The organism is Achromobacter animicus (genome assembly GCF_902859585.1).
Lineage (GTDB): Bacteria > Pseudomonadota > Gammaproteobacteria > Burkholderiales > Burkholderiaceae_B > Achromobacter > Achromobacter animicus.
Genome location: NZ_CADIJM010000001.1, coordinates 104615 through 121470, shown reverse-complemented (window position 1 = coordinate 121470; position 16856 = coordinate 104615). Strand labels below are relative to the sequence as shown.

Annotated in this window: 13 protein-coding genes; 3 read left to right on the top strand and 10 right to left on the bottom strand. The window is 65.2% G+C overall.

All coding sequences use genetic code 11. The annotated features are described in order from the left end of the window. Positions 1-7: 7 nt before the first annotated feature. From HV681_RS00525 to fes, 3 genes are all read right to left on the bottom strand, one after another. Positions 8-1627: a methyl-accepting chemotaxis protein gene (locus tag HV681_RS00525; RefSeq protein ID WP_175121204.1), complete on the bottom strand. Its 1620-nt coding sequence runs from the start codon at positions 1625-1627 to the stop codon at positions 8-10. Between the two features lie 312 nt (positions 1628-1939). Continuing rightward, positions 1940-3406, bottom strand: coding sequence for an amidase (locus HV681_RS00520; protein ID WP_175121203.1), 1467 nt, complete (start codon positions 3404-3406; stop codon positions 1940-1942). Positions 3407-3602: 196 nt separating this feature from the next. Beyond that, positions 3603-5081: an enterochelin esterase gene (gene fes, locus HV681_RS00515; RefSeq protein ID WP_254594845.1), complete on the bottom strand. Its 1479-nt coding sequence runs from the start codon at positions 5079-5081 to the stop codon at positions 3603-3605. Between the two features lie 301 nt (positions 5082-5382). Between fes and HV681_RS00510 the strand changes: the two genes are divergently transcribed. Continuing rightward, positions 5383-5850: a group III truncated hemoglobin gene (locus tag HV681_RS00510; RefSeq protein WP_254594844.1), complete on the top strand. Its 468-nt coding sequence runs from the start codon at positions 5383-5385 to the stop codon at positions 5848-5850. A 12-nt stretch (positions 5851-5862) separates the two neighbouring features. On the opposite strand, the gene HV681_RS00505 is transcribed toward HV681_RS00510, so the two are convergent. From HV681_RS00505 to HV681_RS00480, 6 genes are all read right to left on the bottom strand, one after another. Beyond that, positions 5863-8133, bottom strand: a complete 2271-nt coding sequence (locus tag HV681_RS00505) for an ATP-dependent DNA helicase (RefSeq protein ID WP_175121202.1) — start codon at positions 8131-8133, stop codon at positions 5863-5865. Then, positions 8130-9776: a VRR-NUC domain-containing protein gene (locus tag HV681_RS00500; protein WP_175121201.1), complete on the bottom strand. Its 1647-nt coding sequence runs from the start codon at positions 9774-9776 to the stop codon at positions 8130-8132. Before HV681_RS00500 ends, HV681_RS00505 begins: the two co-directional genes overlap by 4 nt. A 37-nt stretch (positions 9777-9813) precedes the next feature. Then, positions 9814-9954, bottom strand: a complete 141-nt coding sequence (locus HV681_RS00495) for a hypothetical protein (protein WP_254594843.1) — start codon at positions 9952-9954, stop codon at positions 9814-9816. A 91-nt stretch (positions 9955-10045) separates the two neighbouring features. Then, positions 10046-11365 (bottom strand): cytochrome c, encoded by a 1320-nt coding sequence (locus HV681_RS00490; RefSeq protein WP_175121200.1) that lies wholly within the window; start codon positions 11363-11365, stop codon positions 10046-10048. Positions 11366-11377: 12 nt separating this feature from the next. Next, a complete protein-coding gene (locus HV681_RS00485; RefSeq protein WP_175121199.1) occupies positions 11378-13153 on the bottom strand; it encodes a GMC family oxidoreductase in 1776 nt (591 codons plus the stop codon). A gap of 3 nt (positions 13154-13156) precedes the next feature. After that, positions 13157-13870 (bottom strand): gluconate 2-dehydrogenase subunit 3 family protein, encoded by a 714-nt coding sequence (locus tag HV681_RS00480; protein ID WP_175121198.1) that lies wholly within the window; start codon positions 13868-13870, stop codon positions 13157-13159. Between the two features lie 342 nt (positions 13871-14212). On the opposite strand from HV681_RS00480, the gene HV681_RS00475 reads away from it, so the two are divergent. Beyond that, entirely contained in the window at positions 14213-15004 is a 792-nt protein-coding gene (locus tag HV681_RS00475) for an APH(3')-II family aminoglycoside O-phosphotransferase (protein ID WP_175121197.1), read from the top strand. 25 nt (positions 15005-15029) lie between these two features. On the opposite strand, the gene HV681_RS00470 is transcribed toward HV681_RS00475, so the two are convergent. Next, positions 15030-15674, bottom strand: coding sequence for a TetR/AcrR family transcriptional regulator (locus HV681_RS00470; protein WP_175121196.1), 645 nt, complete (start codon positions 15672-15674; stop codon positions 15030-15032). 110 nt (positions 15675-15784) lie between these two features. Here HV681_RS00470 and HV681_RS00465 point away from each other — a divergent pair, with 110 nt between their 5' ends. Then, on the top strand, positions 15785-16840 hold the full coding sequence (locus HV681_RS00465; protein ID WP_175121195.1) for an MBL fold metallo-hydrolase: 1056 nt from the start codon (positions 15785-15787) through the stop codon (positions 16838-16840). Positions 16841-16856 lie beyond the last annotated feature (16 nt).

Genomic DNA, 16856 nt, shown 5'->3' with positions numbered 1-16856 from the left:
GACGCGATCACACCTTGAAGCGCGACACGCCGCTGCGCAGGTCGTTGGCCACCAGTGTCAGCTCTTCAATCGCAAGGCTGGACTGCCGCAGCGACTCCACCGTCTGCTGGGCCGCGTCGCTGAGCTGCTGCAGGGCCTGGTTAATCTGCTCGGCCCCGGTGGCTTGCGCCTGCATGCCTTCGTTGACCATCTGCACGCGCGGCGCAAGCGTCTGCACCTGCTGGATGATCTGCGAGAGCTGGTCGCCCACCTGCTGCATGTCGGCCATGCCGCGGCGCACTTCCTCGGAAAACTTGTCCATGCCCATGACACCGGCCGACACCGACGACTGGATCTCGCGCACCATCTGCTCGATGTCGTAGGTTGCCACCGCGGTCTGGTCGGCAAGGCGGCGGATCTCGGTGGCCACCACCACGAAGCCGCGGCCGTACTCGCCCGCCTTCTCGGCCTCGATCGCCGCGTTCAGCGACAAGAGGTTGGTCTGATCGGCCACCTTCGTGATGGTCGTCACGACTTGCGTGATATTGCCGGCCTTTTCATTCAGCACCGCCAGCTTGGCGTTGACCGAGCCCGCCGCGCCCACCACGTTGCGCATCGTGTCTTCCATGCGCGCCAGGCCCACCTGACCGCTGCCGGCCAGCGTGGCGGTCTGCTCAGCCGCGCTGGAGACTTCGGTCATGGTGCGCACCAGCTCGCGGGAGGTCGCCGAGATCTCGCGCGACGTTGCGCCGATTTCGGTGGTGGTGGCGGCGACTTCCGACGCGGTGGCCTGCTGCTGTTTGGACGTGGCGGCAATTTCGGTCACCGACGTGGCCACCTGCACGGCCGAGCGCTGCGTCCGGCCGACCAGGCCGGTCAGCTCGTCGACCATGCCGTTGAAGCCGGTCTCGATGGCGTTGAATTCGTCGTTGCGCGCCAGCTTCAGCCGCCGCGTCAGGTCGCCTCCGCCCGTCGCTTCCAGCGTCTTCACGATGTCGTGCATGGGGTTGGCAATGGCGCGCATCAGCAGGTAGCCGCACACGATGGACGCGGCAATTGCCATCAGCAGGGACACCAGCATTCCGGTCTCGGCCGACTCCACGGATTTCTGGATGCTCACCGCAGCATCATCCGCCTGCTTTTTGTTTTCGATCACCATCCTGGCCAGGATGTCGCGTCCCCGGTAGAACGACGGCCGCAACTCGGTCAGGATCCGCGTCTGTGCCCGCGCCGGATCCGCCAACAGGGCCGGCGTCAGGATGTCGGCGCGGATGCGCTTGTACTCCAGCAATTCCTTCTGGAAGTCGTCGAACATCTGCTGGTCGTCCTGCCGGGCGATGGTGCGCCGGTAGAAGTCGATGTGTTCTTCAAGCTGCTGGTCGTTGCGCGGCAAGGCTTCCAGCGCGGCGCGGCGCTCGGCCTCGGTGGGCGCATTGAAGGCGTCCTGCACGACCACGAAGCCGGCGAACCATGCTGCCCGGATCGACGTGCTGTAGTAGATGCCGGGCACGGCGTCGGTGTTGATCATCTGCGCTTCCGCTTCGACATCCAGAAGCCGCCGGTAGTCCACCACCACCATCAACGTCATGATGGCAAGAATGGCCAGAAAACTGGCCATGATTCTTTGGCGGAGCGTCACATTCTTCATACCGGGAGACCTTTGTACTGTATCGACTCGTCGACGCCCTGCCGGGACGCCCCTGGGTATTTCCCCGCCGGCAATCAGCGCATTCCTGCTCGAATGTGGGAAATTTCGACAATTATTACAAAGGTGCCGCATCACAGCCATGAAAAACGCAGGAAAACGCAAAACATGGCTAGCTTGTCGGGAAAATGCAAAGTTCTATTACATAAAATCAAGCGTCCTTTGTTAGCGGGGGTACGCCGGCAGCTGAACCGGCGATGCTTCTGGATGCGGCCGGCGGGTCAGCCGGCGAAATTTACAGACGCGGCAGGCGGGTCAGCCCGCAGCCTCCCACAGCGCAACCGGCGGCCTGTCCTGCACCCAATCACGCGCCTTTTCGTACGCATGGGCCAGTTGCAGCACGGCAAGGTCGCCGCGCGGCGGACCGATAAGCTGCATGCCCATCGGCAGCCCTTCGGCGTTAAAGCCCACGGGCACGCTGATGACCGGGCAACCGGCCAGCGTCCACGGCGTGACGGTCTCCATCCAACGGTGATACGTATCCATCGGCCGACTCGCGATCTCCTTGGGCCAATCCAGGTTCACGTCGAACGGAAACACCTGCGCTGACGGCACCGCCAGGAAGTCGACGTCTTCAAACATGCGCAGCACCGTCTGATACCACGCGCTGCGTTCCTCGGTCGCCTGATAGATCTGGCGGGCGGTCAAGCCCTCCAGTCCCTCGACCTCCCAGATCAGCGCGGGCTTGACCAGCTTGCGCGTTTCGGGATTGTTGACCAGGGCATGGAACTGCCCGCCCACCATCAGGTGGCGGTGCGCCAGCCAGATACGCCATAGCCGGTCGCCCGCAAAAGGCACCTGGTAGTCATCGACCTGGCAGCCCGCGGTCTCCAGATCCTTCAAGGCCGCTTCGCAGAGATCCAGGATGCCGGGTTCCATCGCCAGGTAGCCGCCCCAATCGCCCAGCCAGCCCACGCGCTTGCCGGACAAGTCCGCATCCAGCGGCTGCGCGTATTGCGCCGGATCGTCCGTCAGCGACAGCGGCGCGCGTTTGTCGTGGCCGGCGATCACCGACAACAGCAAGGCCACGTCGCGCGGCGTGCGCCCCATGGGGCCTTCGTAGGAAAGCTGCTTCAGGAAGACTTCGGGCGACGGACCGGACGGCACACGCCCGGCCGACGGACGCATCCCATACACGTTGCAGAACGCCGCGGGATTGCGCAACGAGCCGCCGAAGTCGCTGCCGTCGGCCACGGGCAGCATGCGCGCCGCCAGCGCCGCCGCCGCGCCGCCGCTGCTGCCGCCGGCGGTCTTGGTGGCGTCATACGGATTGCCCGTGGCGCCATAAACCTTGTTGTAGGTGTGCGAGCCCAGGCCGAATTCCGGCACATTGCTGCGGCCGATGAAGATCGCGCCGGCGGCGCGCATGCGCTCGACCAGAATCGAATCGTGCGCCGTCACCACGTCCTTGTAGACCAGCGACCCCATCGACGTGACCATGCCCCGCACGGCGGTCAGGTCCTTGGGGGCCTGCGGCATGCCGTGCAGCCATCCCTGCCACTGTCCCGCGGCCAACTGCGCATCCCGCGCATCGGCCTCGCGCAGCAGCTCGTCACTGTCGCGGCGCGCGACGATGGCGTTCAGCTTGGGATTGACCCGGTCGATATGCGCCAAGTACGCCTGCATCACTTCACGGCAGGACACCCGGCGGCTGCGGATGGCATCCGACAGCGCGTGCGCGGGCATAGCGACGATGTCATTGAGCGGGGCGGGGATAGGCATGGGCGTTCGTCTCCTTGGCGCGCGCCGCGGATCCGCCGGGCGCGCGTATTGTCATTGGGCGCAGCGCGGCGGCCGGCCGCGCGCATCGCGACAATACTACGCAAATCGGCAACGCCGCGCCCAGGGCGTGAAGGCTTCCGCGCGCCGCGGACACCGGCAGGACAACGGCAGCATGCCGCGCCGCCCGGCGCCCCGTCTACTGCCGCGCCAGACCGTTCTTGCCGATCAATTCCAGCAACCCGTCCGACAAGGTTCCGCGCCAGCTCAGGTAATCGTGGCCACCCGCCACCTCGCGATGGGTCACGAGATAACCCTTGGCTCGCAGCACGTCGCGCAGATGTCGGTTGGTCTCCAGGATGCCGGGCTGGCCGCCGCGCCCCGATTCAAACAGGCCCGCGCCCAGGAAGAACCGCACCGGCAGCGTGCGCACCGCCACGAATTGCCGCGTCAGCCACTGGTCTTCCTCGCCGGGCGGCGACCACCAGTACGAGCCGGACTGGCTCAGCACATTGCCGAAGACCTCGGGATGACGCAACGCCGCATACGACGACGCCAGGCCGCCATAACTTGACCCGCCAATCACCGTGCGTGCCGCGGGCGCTGCAATGCCCTGCTTGCGCGCCCACGGCATGAGCTCGCGCGCCAGGAAGTCGGCGAAATCCGGATTGGGCGGCAACTCGCGGCCGCGCGAGTCTGCGGTGGGGTTGTCGATCAGCACGGCCGCAGTCGGGGGAATGACGCCGGCCGCGATCATGTTGTCCAGGATGGTGGGCGTGGGCACGCGTCCCAGATAGGCGCCCGCGTCGAACAGCACCAGCACGTGGTTGTCCGGGCCATCGGGCTTCCAGCCCGCCGGCCGGTACAGATGTATCGTGCGCGTATTGCCCAGGATGTCGCTGCGCAGTTCCAGCGCCTCGACACTGCCGGCGGGCACGCCCGCGCGCGGCTCGACCCACGGCTGCGGCGGCGCGTCCGCCAGTTCCAGCACCGAATAGGTCTGGAACGCGTCGATGCCGCGTGCGGGATAGACCTTGGGATTGTTGGGGTCGGCCTGCGCCGTGGCGAGAATCGCGCGCCGCCGCGCCATGCCGGTCCCCGGCAGTTCCGGCACATCGGGCGCAAGCCGGTACGACAGGCGCGCCGTCTTGGGCACCAGGAAGCTCACGTACCAGACGTCGGAATCGCCCAGCCGCGACAGCTGCGCGTGGTCCGTTGACGGACCGCCGAACAAGCGCACGTTACGTTCCGCGCCCTGCCACAAGAAGGTCACACGGTCGTGCGTGGCGTTTGCCGGCTCGATCAGCGGCGTGCCCTGCCGCTTCATCTCTTCCCAGAACGTGGCCGTCGTGCCGCCCTGCGACAACGTCTGCGCCAGCGCGGTCAGGCGCGGGCTGTCCAGCGAGGGCGCCGGCGCATGCTGTTCGGCCAGCGGCAGGCGTTCGGTCACGGACCATTCATACGCACCCTGCCCCTGCGCCCGTACGGTATAGACGCCATCGGCCGGCCCCACCAGCATCAGCACGCCGGCCGGCTTTTCGCGGTCGCTCAGGCGGCGGACATGGCGCCCTTGCGGGTCCAGCAGATCCAGCGTCACGCCGCTGTCCGCCGACCACGTTCCCGCCACGAATTCACCCTTTTGCATGGGGAGCGGCTTGTCGGCATGGCCCTGCGGCATGACCGCGCCTTGCGCTGACTGTGCAACCGCCACGCCCGGCGCTGTCGCAGCTAGCGCAGCCGTTAATGCCGCTTTCAACGCAACCGCCAATACCGTCGAAGTCAGGCCATTGCGCCGCCCGTTCATCTGTCGCATATCCATCCGCCTTAATAAGAATGGATATCATTATTGCCGAAAACGGATCCCGATCCCGTCCGAGCACGCGTCCGAATAAATTACGCCGCGCCGCTTGAGCCATATCAACCCGCGTGCTTCCACCCTCGCCCTAAGATCGCCTCCTGCCCCCCGCCCGGAGACCATCTTGACCACGCACGACATCGCCACCGATACCGCCCCCGCCGACATCTGCACCGAAGCCGAAATCCAGGACCTGGTCCATACCTTCTACGCCAAGGCGCGCGCCGACGAAGCGCTCGGGCCCATCTTCAACGGCATGGTCCACGACTGGGACGAACACCTGGCCACGCTCTCGGACTTCTGGTCAGCCGTTATCCTGGGCACGCGGCGGTTCACCGGCATGCCCATGCCCAAACACGCGGCCATGCCCAACCTGAAAGCCGAGCTTTTCGAACGCTGGCTGGTCCTCTTTGGTGAGACCACCGACGCCCTGCCGAATCGCGCCCTGGCCGATGCCGCGCAGGAAATGGCCAAGCGCATGGCGCGCAGCCTCTGGTACGGCTATCAGTTGTCGCGCGATCCCAACCAGCCGCTGACCGAACTCCGCTCGCCGGCGCATCCCGAACCACATCCCGAAGCGCGCCCCGCCTAGCGGCTCGCGCGATCAGTCCACCCGCCACCACCCCGGCAACAGCCCGCGCACCTTGGCGCGCCGATAGCGGTCATCGATGAGGTGCACGGTGCCCTCATCGTGTTCGGTCCGGATGACCCGGCCCGCCGCCTGCACCACCTTCTGCATGCCCGGGTACAGATACGTGTAGTCGTACCCGTTCTCTTCGCCATAACGCATGTCCATGGCGCGCTTCATGTTTTCGTTCACGGGGTTGACCTGCGGCAGTCCCAGCGTCGCGATGAACGCGCCGATCAGCCGCTTGCCCGGCAGGTCCACGCCTTCCGAGAACGCGCCGCCCAGCACCGCGAATCCCACGCCCTGCCCCGTTTCGGTAAACCGCGCCAGAAAGGCCGCCCGCCCTGGCTCGTCCATGCCGGGCGTCTGCAGCCAGATCGGCACTTGCGGATGGCGCTCCCGCATCAGGTCCGTCACGCGCTTCAGATAGTCAAAGCTGCTCAGAAAGCCCAGGTAATTGCCCGGCCGCTCGTCGTACTGGCGCGCGATCAGGTCCGCGATGGGCGCCAGCGACCGCTCGCGATCGCGAAAGCGCGTGGACACGTTGCCCACCACGCGCACGGCCAGCTGACCCGCCTGAAACGGCGCGGCCACGTCGATCCAGGGCGTGTCTTTGGGCAGCCCCAGCGTGTCCCGGTAGAACTGCTGCGGACTGAGCGTGCCCGAAAACAGCACCGTCGCATGCGCCGTCGCGTAGCGCGCCGTCAGATACGGCGCGGGAATCACATTGCGCACACACAGCGTCGACGGCGGCGTCTTGGCGCTGCTGACGCCCGCTTCGCCCAGGGTCACGTCAAACAGCGCGTGGGAGCCGAACTGTTCCGCCAGCCGCATGAAATGCAGTGCCTCGAAATAGAACCCCAGCAAGGGATCACCCTGCGGCAGCGGCGTCTGGCCGATGAACTCGGTGATGGCCGCCACCGCCTTCTGCACTGCCGTCAGCACGCCGGCTGGCGCCGCGTCGTACGCCTGATAGCGTTCCGTCTGCTTCTTGTTCAGTGCGTTCCACGACCGGTGCAGCCCGTCCAGCGGCTTTTTGAGCGCCTTGGGCGCCGCATACCGCGCGGCGGTCAGCCGGTTCTGATCGAGCTCGCCCGTGTACATGCGGCGCGCGCGGTCGACCAGGTTGTGCGCCTCGTCGACCAGCACGGCCACCTTCCACTGATGCGCCTGCGTCAGCGCATGCAGCATGGCCGTGGCGTCGTAGTAATAGTTGTAGTCGCCCACCACCACGTCGCTCCATCGGATCAGCTCCTGCGACAGGTAATACGGACACACCTCGTGTTCCAGCGCGATGGCGCGCACGGTCGGCGCGTCCAGCCGCGTGTGTTCAACCGCTGCGGCGCGGGCCTGCGGCAGACGGTCGTAGAAGCCGCGCGCCAGCGGGCAGGAGTCGCCGTGGCACGCCAGATCGGGATGCACGCAGCTCTTGTCACGCGCTTGCAGATCCAGAATCCGCAAGCCAGGCTTGGCGGGCTGCGCATTGATGGTTTCCAGCGCCTCCACCGCCAACCCGCGGCCCGATCCTTTGGCCGCCAAAAAAAACACCTTGTCCAGGCCCGTACCCGGACTGGCCTTGAGCAGCGGAAATATCGTGCCCAGCGTCTTGCCGATGCCCGTAGGAGCCTGCGCCATCAGACAGCGGCCATCGCGCGCCGTGCGGTAGACGGCCACAGCCAGATCGCGCTGCCCGGCTCGGAACTCGCCATGCGGAAATGCCAGCGCCTCAAGCGCCGCATCGCGCGCCTGCCGGTGCGCCAGTTCCGTCTTGGCCCACGCCAGAAACCGTTCGCATTGCAGTTGGAAGAACGCAGCCAAGTCCGCAGCCTCGTGCGTTTCCACCAGCACGGTTTCTTCCTCGGTCGCGACGTTGTAGTACACCAGCGCCACCCGCACGTTCGCCAGGCCGCGCGCCTGGCACAGCAGATGGCCGTACACCTTTGCCTGCGCCCAATGCACCACGCGGTGATTCTCGCGCACGCTGTCGAACTGCCCGCGGTAGGTCTTGATCTCTTCGAGTTGATTGGCCGCCGGGTCGTAGCCGTCGGCCCGCCCGCGCACCAGCAGATCGCCAAACACGCCCGACAAAGACACTTCGGTTTCGTAGTCCGGCCCGCGCCGCCCTGTCACTGCCGCGTGCCCCGCCATGCCTTCCAGGCCGCTGGGCGCAGGGGTAAAGCGCAGGTCAAGATCGCCGGCCCGCGCCGTGAACTCGCACAACGCCCGCACAGCCACCGCGTAGCTCATGCGGCCTCCTGCAACCAGCTCACGTGGCATACGCGCACCGGCATGCCGTGCGCCACGCAGTACTGAAGCCAGCGGATCTGGTTGTCCTGCAGCTTGTCGCCGGGTCCCTTCACCTCGATCAGTTCATAACGGCGCTCGGCCGGCCAAAACCGCACCAGGTCCGGCAGACCGGTCCGGTTGCCCTTCACGTCGCGCAGCAGACGCGTAAAGAACAGCTTCAGATGCGCAGCCGGCAGGCAGTCCAGCGCCTGCGCCAGCAAGGTTTCGGACAAGGCGCCCCAGAACACGAACGGCGACTGCAAACCCGCCTTGTCCGCGTACCGCTGCAGAATGACGTCGCGATAGGCGGGCGTATCCAGCTGCGCCAGGCAGGCCGCGAAGTGCGCCTGCCGCCGCGCGTGGAAATCCGGCGCTTCCAGGTCCGCGGGCCCGCGTTGAAAAGGATGAAAGAACGCCCCTGGCAACGGCGCGAACACGGCCGGCCAGCACAGCAAACCGAACAGCGAATTGATCAGCGCGTTCTCGACGTAATGCACCGGCGCGTCGTCGTGATGCAGGTGATCGCGCGTCACGTATTCGACCGAGGAGGGATGCGCCGGGCGGACCAGCGCCAGTTCCGTGCGCGGCAGGATGGGCGCTGCCGCACGCGCCGCCGCGCCCTGCCCCAGCCCACGACGCAGCCGCGGCATCATGCGCGCTACGCGTTGGCTTTCCTCTTCGCTTTCGGGCGCGTTCGCCGCCGTCATGGCCAGCGCCATCGCGTCTTCAAACCGCTGCATCCGTTCATACACCCGGATGCGCCGATGCCGCGCGCCGGGATAGCCGCAGGCCGCGTACACGCGCTGGGCGGCTTCCCAATCCTGCGCACGCTCGCAGGCTTGTCCGATGCGCAGCAACACCTTGGCGCGGCGCTTTTCCAGCCAGGCGTTGCCACTGATGCAATCCTCTGCCGCCCGCAGCAGGTCGTCCACGGCCACGCCGTCGTCCAGCGCCTGCCTGCACGCATGCAACGCGAGATAACAGTCCACGTCCGCCCGCGTCTGAAACGCCCGCGACGCCGCATCGAACGGCACGGTCTCGTATTGAAATACGCCCAGGTCCGCCAGCACGAACTCCGACCAATCCTGATGCAGATTGCCGAAAAACATGAGGCGCAGCCGTTCGCAGCGGTCCGCCACCATCACGCGCCAGACGGCTTCCAAGGAATCAGGCGCCCAGCCGCAGAACGGCCGGGCGTCGGGCATGTCCGCCCGCAGCGTCTCGAGCATGTCGGCCTTGCGCAGGCCCGGCCTGGCTGCCGCCTGCGATGCGAACACACGGCACAGCTCGGGCTTGGTCAATAATGCAAACAGTTCATCCAGCGACATCGGCGCCCGCGTGTCCAGCCACCCTAGCGCCTCCAGCGCCGCGGCCGCCTCTTCGACGGCCGGGATCTCTTCGTACACCAGCCGGCTGGCCCGAAACCACGGCCCGCGCCGCATCAGCATGCGCACCATCAACGCCTGCGACGCCTGCGGCAACGCCGCGAAATCCGCCAGAAAGCGGCAATCGTCATCGTCCAGCAGGTCGGCGTAGCGGTCCGAGACCCACGCCAGCGCGCGCTGGAAATTGTGCAGATAGTAGTAACGGTGGGCGGGCAACATCGGCGGCGGCCGGACGGACTGTTTATTTATCCAGTAATCATAGCAGGCCGGCCTGTCCGGATTCTGTCGAAGCGTGCCTGACGATGGTCAGCCCCTCTTCTTCTTCGGGCTCCACGAAATACGCCGTGATGGCGTCGTACTCGGCGTCGCTGGTGAGCCCCGCAAGAAACCCGCGCATGAAAAACGGCGCTGAAAAGCCTCAAGCCCTCCGGCGCCGTTTGCCATCCCGCCGGCAAAGCGGCGGGACCGTCGATCACGACATCGTCACATCACTGCGCGCGCACCGGCTGCGGCGCCGCGCCGATGTCCTTACGCACCTTGGCCACGTCGGACGCGCTGACTGCCGCGCCCTTGTTGCCCCAGCTCGACCGCACGAAGCTCACCACGTCGGCGACTTCCTTGTCGGTCATGCGCCAGTCAAAGCCCGGCATCGCGTACGCGGTCGGAGCCGACGCCGTGCCCGGCATCTGCGCGCCCTTGAGCACGATGTGGATCAACGAGGCCGGATCGGCCGAGTTGACCGTCGAGCTCAACGCGAGCTGCGGGAAGGTCTCGGTATAGCCCTTGCCCGTGCTGCGATGGCAAGCCGCGCAGTTGTTCAGGAAAGCCATGGCGCCGTCGCTCTTGTCCTTGCCGGTGCGCAGCGCATTCGCCACGGACTCGTCATAGGCCAGCGGTTTGGTGGCGTCCTTGTTCACCGGCGGCAGGCTCTTCAGATACACCGCGATGGCGTTTAGGTCGTCGTCCGTCAGGTGCTGCGTGCTTTCCTCGACCACTTGCGCCATGCCGCCGAACGCCGCCGAATGCCCGTTGCGGCCGGACTTCAGGAAGGCCGTGATGTCTTCCTTGCTCCAGGCGCCCAGGCCGTCGGTCGCGTCGCCGCGCAGGTTCTTGGCCAGCCAGCCTTCGACCACGCCGCCCGACAGGAAGGCCGAGCCATCCGCGTCCGTCAGCGCCTTTTCCTGCAACGCCACGCCGCGCGGCGTATGGCAGGTGCTGCAATGGCCCAGGCCTTCGACAAGGTACTGGCCGCGCAGCAGCGCCTGCTTGTCCGCGCCGCTCGTGTTCACCGTAACAGGCGCCGTCGCGACATCCGGCGCGAACATCCAGCGCCACACCGTCAACGGCCAGCGCATCGACATCGGCCAGACGATGTCGGTGTCCTTGTTTTCCTGCTTCACGGGCTCGACGCCGTGCATGAAGTAGGCGTACAGGGCCTTCACATCCTCTGGCGTGACCTTGGCATACGCGGTGTACGGCATGGCCGGGTACAGCGAATGTCCGTCCTTGGCCACGCCGTGGCGCACGGCCCGGTCGAAGTCCTCGTACGAATAATTGCCGATACCCGTTTCCTTATCCGGCGTGATGTTCGTCGAATAGATCATGCCCAGCGGCGAATCGATGCCCAGACCGCCGGCAAAGGGCTTGCCGCCCGAGGCCGTGTGGCAGGCGATACAGTCGCCGGCGCGCGACAGATACTCGCCCTGCTTGATCATCTGCGCGTCGGTCGATGCGGGCGTGCCATCGGCCGCGAACGCGGCGCTGGCAACGAGGGCCGAGAAGGCCGCAACAATGGTTTGCTTGATCATTGTTCCGTCTCCTTAAGCCTGGACCAGCGGGCCGGGGTTCTTCAGGTACTGCTCGCGGATCGCCTGTGCCGCCCAGTAGGCCAGCGCGCCGACCAGGCCGGTCGGGTTGTAGCCCATGTTCTGCGGGAACACGCAGGCGCCCATCACGAACACGTTCGGCACGTCCCAGCTCTGCAGGTACTTGTTGACCACGCTTTCCTTGGGGTTCGAGCCCATGATGGCGCCGCCTGTGTTGTGCGTGCTCTGGTAGACGCGCGTGTCGTAGCGCGCGCCCTTCTTGCGCACGGCCACGAAGTGCTTTTCAGGATTCATGGCCTTGGCCACGGTCTCCATGCGCTTGCCCATGTAGCCCAGCATGTCGAACTCGTTGTCGTGCCAGTCGAACGTCATGCGCAAGAGCGGCTGGCCGTAGGCGTCCTTATAGGTCGGATCGAGCGACAGGTAGGCATCGCGGTACGACATCACCGAACCGGAAATACCGATCGTCATGAAGCGCTGATACGCATCCTGCACGCCCGCCTTCCAGGCCGTGCCCCACGTCGGGGTGCCCGGTGTGGTCGGCGTCTGCTTGATCGGACGGCCACCGTAGCGCACGTGGCGGATGCTGGCGCCGCCCACAAAGCCCAGCGGGCCGTGGTCGAACTGGTCGCCGTTCAAGTCGTCCATGCCCACGCCGCCGGCGCCGGTGCCGACAAACGGGTTCAGTTGCGTACCCTTGGGCAGAAGCACGTTGACCGCGCCGTTCATCTGGTAAGCGTAGTTCTTGCCAACCACGCCTTCGTTGGTCTTCGGGTCATACGGCTTGCCGATACCCGACAGCAGCAGCAGACGCACGTTGTGCATCTGGTAAGCCGACAGGATCACCAGATCGGCAGGCTGATCGACCTCGTTGCCGTCTGCGTCGATGTACGTCACGCCAACGGCCTTCTTGCCGGTCGAATCCAGATTGACCTTGATGACCTGCGAGCGCGTACGCAGCTCGAAATTCGGCTTCTTCAACAGCACCGGCAGAATCGTGGTCTGCGGCGAGGCCTTCGAATACATGTAGCAGCCGTAGTTCTCGCAGAAGCCACAGAAATTGCAGGGGCCAAGGCGCACGCCGTACGGGTTGGTGTACGGACCCGACGCGTTGGCCGCGGGGGTGGGATACGGGTTGAAGCCGACTTCGCGCGCGGCCTTCTCGAACAGCGAAGCGCCGTAGGTCGTGGCCAGCGGCGGCAGCGGGAATTCCTTGCTGCGCTTGCCTTCCAGCGGATTGCCGCCTTCGACGATCTTGCCATTCAGGTTGCCGGCCTTGCCCGACGTGCCGCACACGTATTCGAACTTCGAGAAGTACGGTTCCAGTTCGTCGTAGGTCACGCCGAAGTCCTGGATCGTCATGCCTTCCGGAATGAACTTCTTGCCGTAGCGCGTTTCATAGCGCGTGCGCAGTTCCAGTTCTTCGGGCAGCACGCGGTAGTGCATGCCGTTCCAGTGAAAGCCCGCGCCACCCACGCCCGTGCCCAGCAGGAACGAGCCGTTCTGGCGGTACGGCACGGCCACGTCATCCACGCCGTGGCGGATCGTCACGGTTTCCTTGGACAAGTCCTGGAACAGATAACCGCGCACCGAGTACTTCAGCTCGTCGATCACCTTGGGGTATTCGGCGTCCTTCGGCGTATCCTGCATGCCACCGCGCTCCAGCGCCAGCACCTGCAGCCCCGCTTCGGTCAGTTCCTGACCCAGGATCGCGCCGGTCCAGCCGAATCCGACCAGCACCGCATCAACTTTGTCTTTCTTGATCGCCATGATTTAACCCTTCTCACCAGAGATCGACACGGGGCCATAGGGATACTTCACGTTGGGCTGGTCGACCCAGTCCATGAAATCGGCGCGCGCGCCGGGAAAGCCCACCATCTTCCAGCCCACCATGTTCTTGTTGCCGCCGTAGATCGGGTCGGCAAAGAAACCTTCCTTGGTGTTGGCCAAGAGGAAACTGAAGAACGTCTTGGACGGCACGGATTCGAATGCGATCTTGCCCGACTGCAGGTCCTTCAGGATCTGTTCCTGCAAGGCCTTGTCGAGTTCGGCGTAGGCCTTGCCGTGCGTCTTCACGCACCAGGCATCACAGGCCTCGATGCCATTGCGATAGACCTGGCGGGGATTCTGATCGAGCTGGTAACCCAGTTCCGGCACCTGATCGGTGTGGAACGGCCCGTCCATGTACCACAGCTTGCCGTGGCCAAAGGGCGTTTCCATCTGACGGTCGATGAACTCGGGCACACCGGCCACGATGGCGCCAGGGCCGTACTCGTCGGCGGGAATCAGGTGATCCACCGCGGCAACGATGAAGGCCCATTCGGCCTTGGTGAAATAGGTGGGCTCGTAGGGCTTGGCCGCCTTTGCGGCGTTGCCGTCGGCGGCGTTGGTACAGCCGACAGTCAGGCCGCCGATCGCCAACGTCGACGCTGGCACAATGGCCATCGTTTGCAAAAACCGCCGGCGCGGCTGTGCGTCATCAGTCATGGACATCTCCGTGAATACTCCAAGTTGTCCTAGCGCGCTACCGAACATGAAACCTGGAAACACGAACTGCCCGAGCTAGTGACAACACGCTCTTTTCTTGCTCAAAATCAACACTGCTCTTTGAAAAGGGACGTAAGAGCAGGTGCCGGCATTATGCGCTTCTGATCTGCTCATTCGACCGTATCAGATGGAATTTCTTGACGTGGGAAAGTCTTTTGCATTAAGGACAACGTAAGAACCTTCAAAATGCCGCGCTTTCTGACAGCAAGGTGAACGAAAACCCTTGATTCATGCGGCCCGCAGAAGCGTGGTGTACCGCGCGCAATCCCTGAAATGAACCCCATGCACGCTCAATACAGCATTCACGACAGCCTTCCGTTGCAGTGGCAACCGCGCCTTGCCGGAGCGCGGCTCGAGCAGCAATCCATCGGTGAGTCGCGCGCGGACGTCTATCGCATTCGCAGCGCGAATCAGCCTGATCGCTATCTCAAATCCGAGCACACGGGCACGCTGCCCGAACTGCCAGACGAAATCGAGCGCCTGCAATGGATGGCCGCGCACGGCCTGCCGTGCCCCACCGTGATCGACGCGGCCGCCACACCCACGCGGCACTGGCTGCTGATGAGCGCCGTAGCTGGCCAGGATCTGGCCAGCGCGGGTCTGCCGCCTGCGCAGGTGATCGCCATCATGGCCGATGCGCTGCATCGTCTGCACTGCATTCCCATCGACCAATGCCCTTTCGATCACACCCTTGAACGGCGTATCGCCGAGGCCAGACGGGCGCTGGACGCCGGCCTGGTGGACGAATCGGATTTCGATGACGAGAGAATTGGACGCACCGCCGAAGACGCGTTTGCGGAACTCCTTGCGACGCGGCCCACCACGCACGATCTCGTCGTGGCGCACGGCGATGCGTGCCTGCCCAACTTCATGGCCGATGGCGGCGTATTCACCGGCTACATCGACTGCGGCCGCCTTGGCGTCAGCGACCGCCACCAGGACCTTGCATTGGCCGCGCGCAGCATCGAACGCAATCTGGGACGCGAGTGGATCGAGCCGTTCTTTCGCAGCTATGGCGTCGAACCGGATGACCGCCGTCTTGCGTTTTACTGCCTGCTGGACGAGTTCTTCTAAGAGTTAGGCGCGCACGCGCGGCGGGCTACGCGCCTCGGCCGTAATACCCCAAAAACATCCCAACCGCTGAATCCGCCACGCGCTCGCGCTCCGCCTTTTTCAACGGTGGTTGCCCCAGCGTGACCTGCGGCCAGAACGCAAAGCCCTTGACCAGTCCCTCGAGCTGATGGCCCGCAAATACGGGATCCACCTCGGCCAGGCGACCATCGGCAATCGCCGCCTGAATCCACGCCGTCACCCCGCTGCCCTTCTCGTCCATCCGGCACACGATGTCCTGCGCGCGGTCCGGCGAATGAATGATCTCCGCCATGGCGACCCGCGCCAGATCAATGAAGCTGGCGTCGCCCAGCAACTCCAGTTTCTGCATCAACAACTGTCGCAATTGCTGCGCCAGCGGAAGATCGGGCCGGTAGGCCATGTCGACGCTGGCCGCGCTGCTGGCCCACAACTGCTCCAGCATCAGCGCGAACAGCGCCTCCTTGCTCGGGAAATGGTTGTAGACCGTGCGCTTGGACACGCCAGCAGCCTGAGCGATGCGGTCCATGCTGGTGGCCTCGAACCCCGCAGTGCGGAATTCCTCCACCGCCGCGCGCACGATGTCCTCGTGCTTGCGGTCGGTCAGGCGTTTGGGCGGGCGTTCCTTGGCGGAATCGGGAGCTTTCGTCGACATGGGCGAAATTCTACACCCGACGGTGTACTTTTCTGATTTTGGAAACTACACTGTGCAGTGTAATTTTTGGCGCGAGCGGTTTGCCGCCGTCGCGCCATTTTTCGAATCTCATGGGAACACCCGCCGTGACCGTCCTCTCCGCCTGCAACCGCCGCGCCTTGCCGCTTTATCCGCAATCCCCCCAACAGCGCGACGGACGTTTCAGCAATCCGCGACCGCGCCCCGCCATGGGCTTCTGGAAAGGCCTCAAACTCGCCTGGACCGTCCTCTTCGCCAAGCCAAGCGGCACGGTTCCCGACATCCCCATCCCCGTGCGCGCGCTGGACCGCGCAGCCCTGGAAGCCGCCCCCGACCGTAGCCTTTACCGGCTTGGACATTCCACCATCCTCATGAAACTGCGCGGCCGCTTCTGGCTGACCGACCCCGTCTTCTCCGAACGCGCTTCACCCGTGCAATGGGCCGGCCCCGCCCGCTTTCATGCGCCGCCCATCAGCATCGACGACCTGCCTCCGATCGCAGGCGTCATCCTGTCCCACAACCATTACGACCACCTCGACCGCGCCGCCATCGCACAGCTTGCGAGCAAGACCGCGCACTTCATCGCGCCGCTGGGGGTCGGCGACCAACTGGTAGCCTGGGGCATCGACCCCGCCCGCGTCGAGCAATTGGACTGGTGGCAGTCCACCGAGGTCGACGGCCTGCGACTGACCGCCACGCCCGCCCAGCACTTCTCCGGCCGCGGTCTCACCGACAGCGACCGCAGCCTGTGGGCCTCGTGGGTCATCCAGGACGCCGACCTGCGCGTCTTCTTCAGCGGCGACACCGGCTACTTCGACGGCTTCAAGGCCATCGGCGACGCTTACGGCCCCTTCGACCTGACCCTCATGGAAACCGGCGCGTACGACACGCGCTGGGCCTTCGTCCACATGCGACCCGAAGAGACCCTTCAGGCACACCTGGACCTGCGCGGCCGCTGGCTGCTGCCGATTCACAACGGCACCTTCGACCTGGCCATGCACCCGTGGGAACAGCCGTTCGAGCGCATCACGGCATTGGCACGGGACCATGGCGTCGATCTGGCCACACCGGTCATGGGAGAGCGCGTCGATATCGGGGCGCCACAAGCGGGAACGGCTTGGTGGCGCGCCGGGCAGGCGCAGCGGTAAAAACGGGCCGACCCGG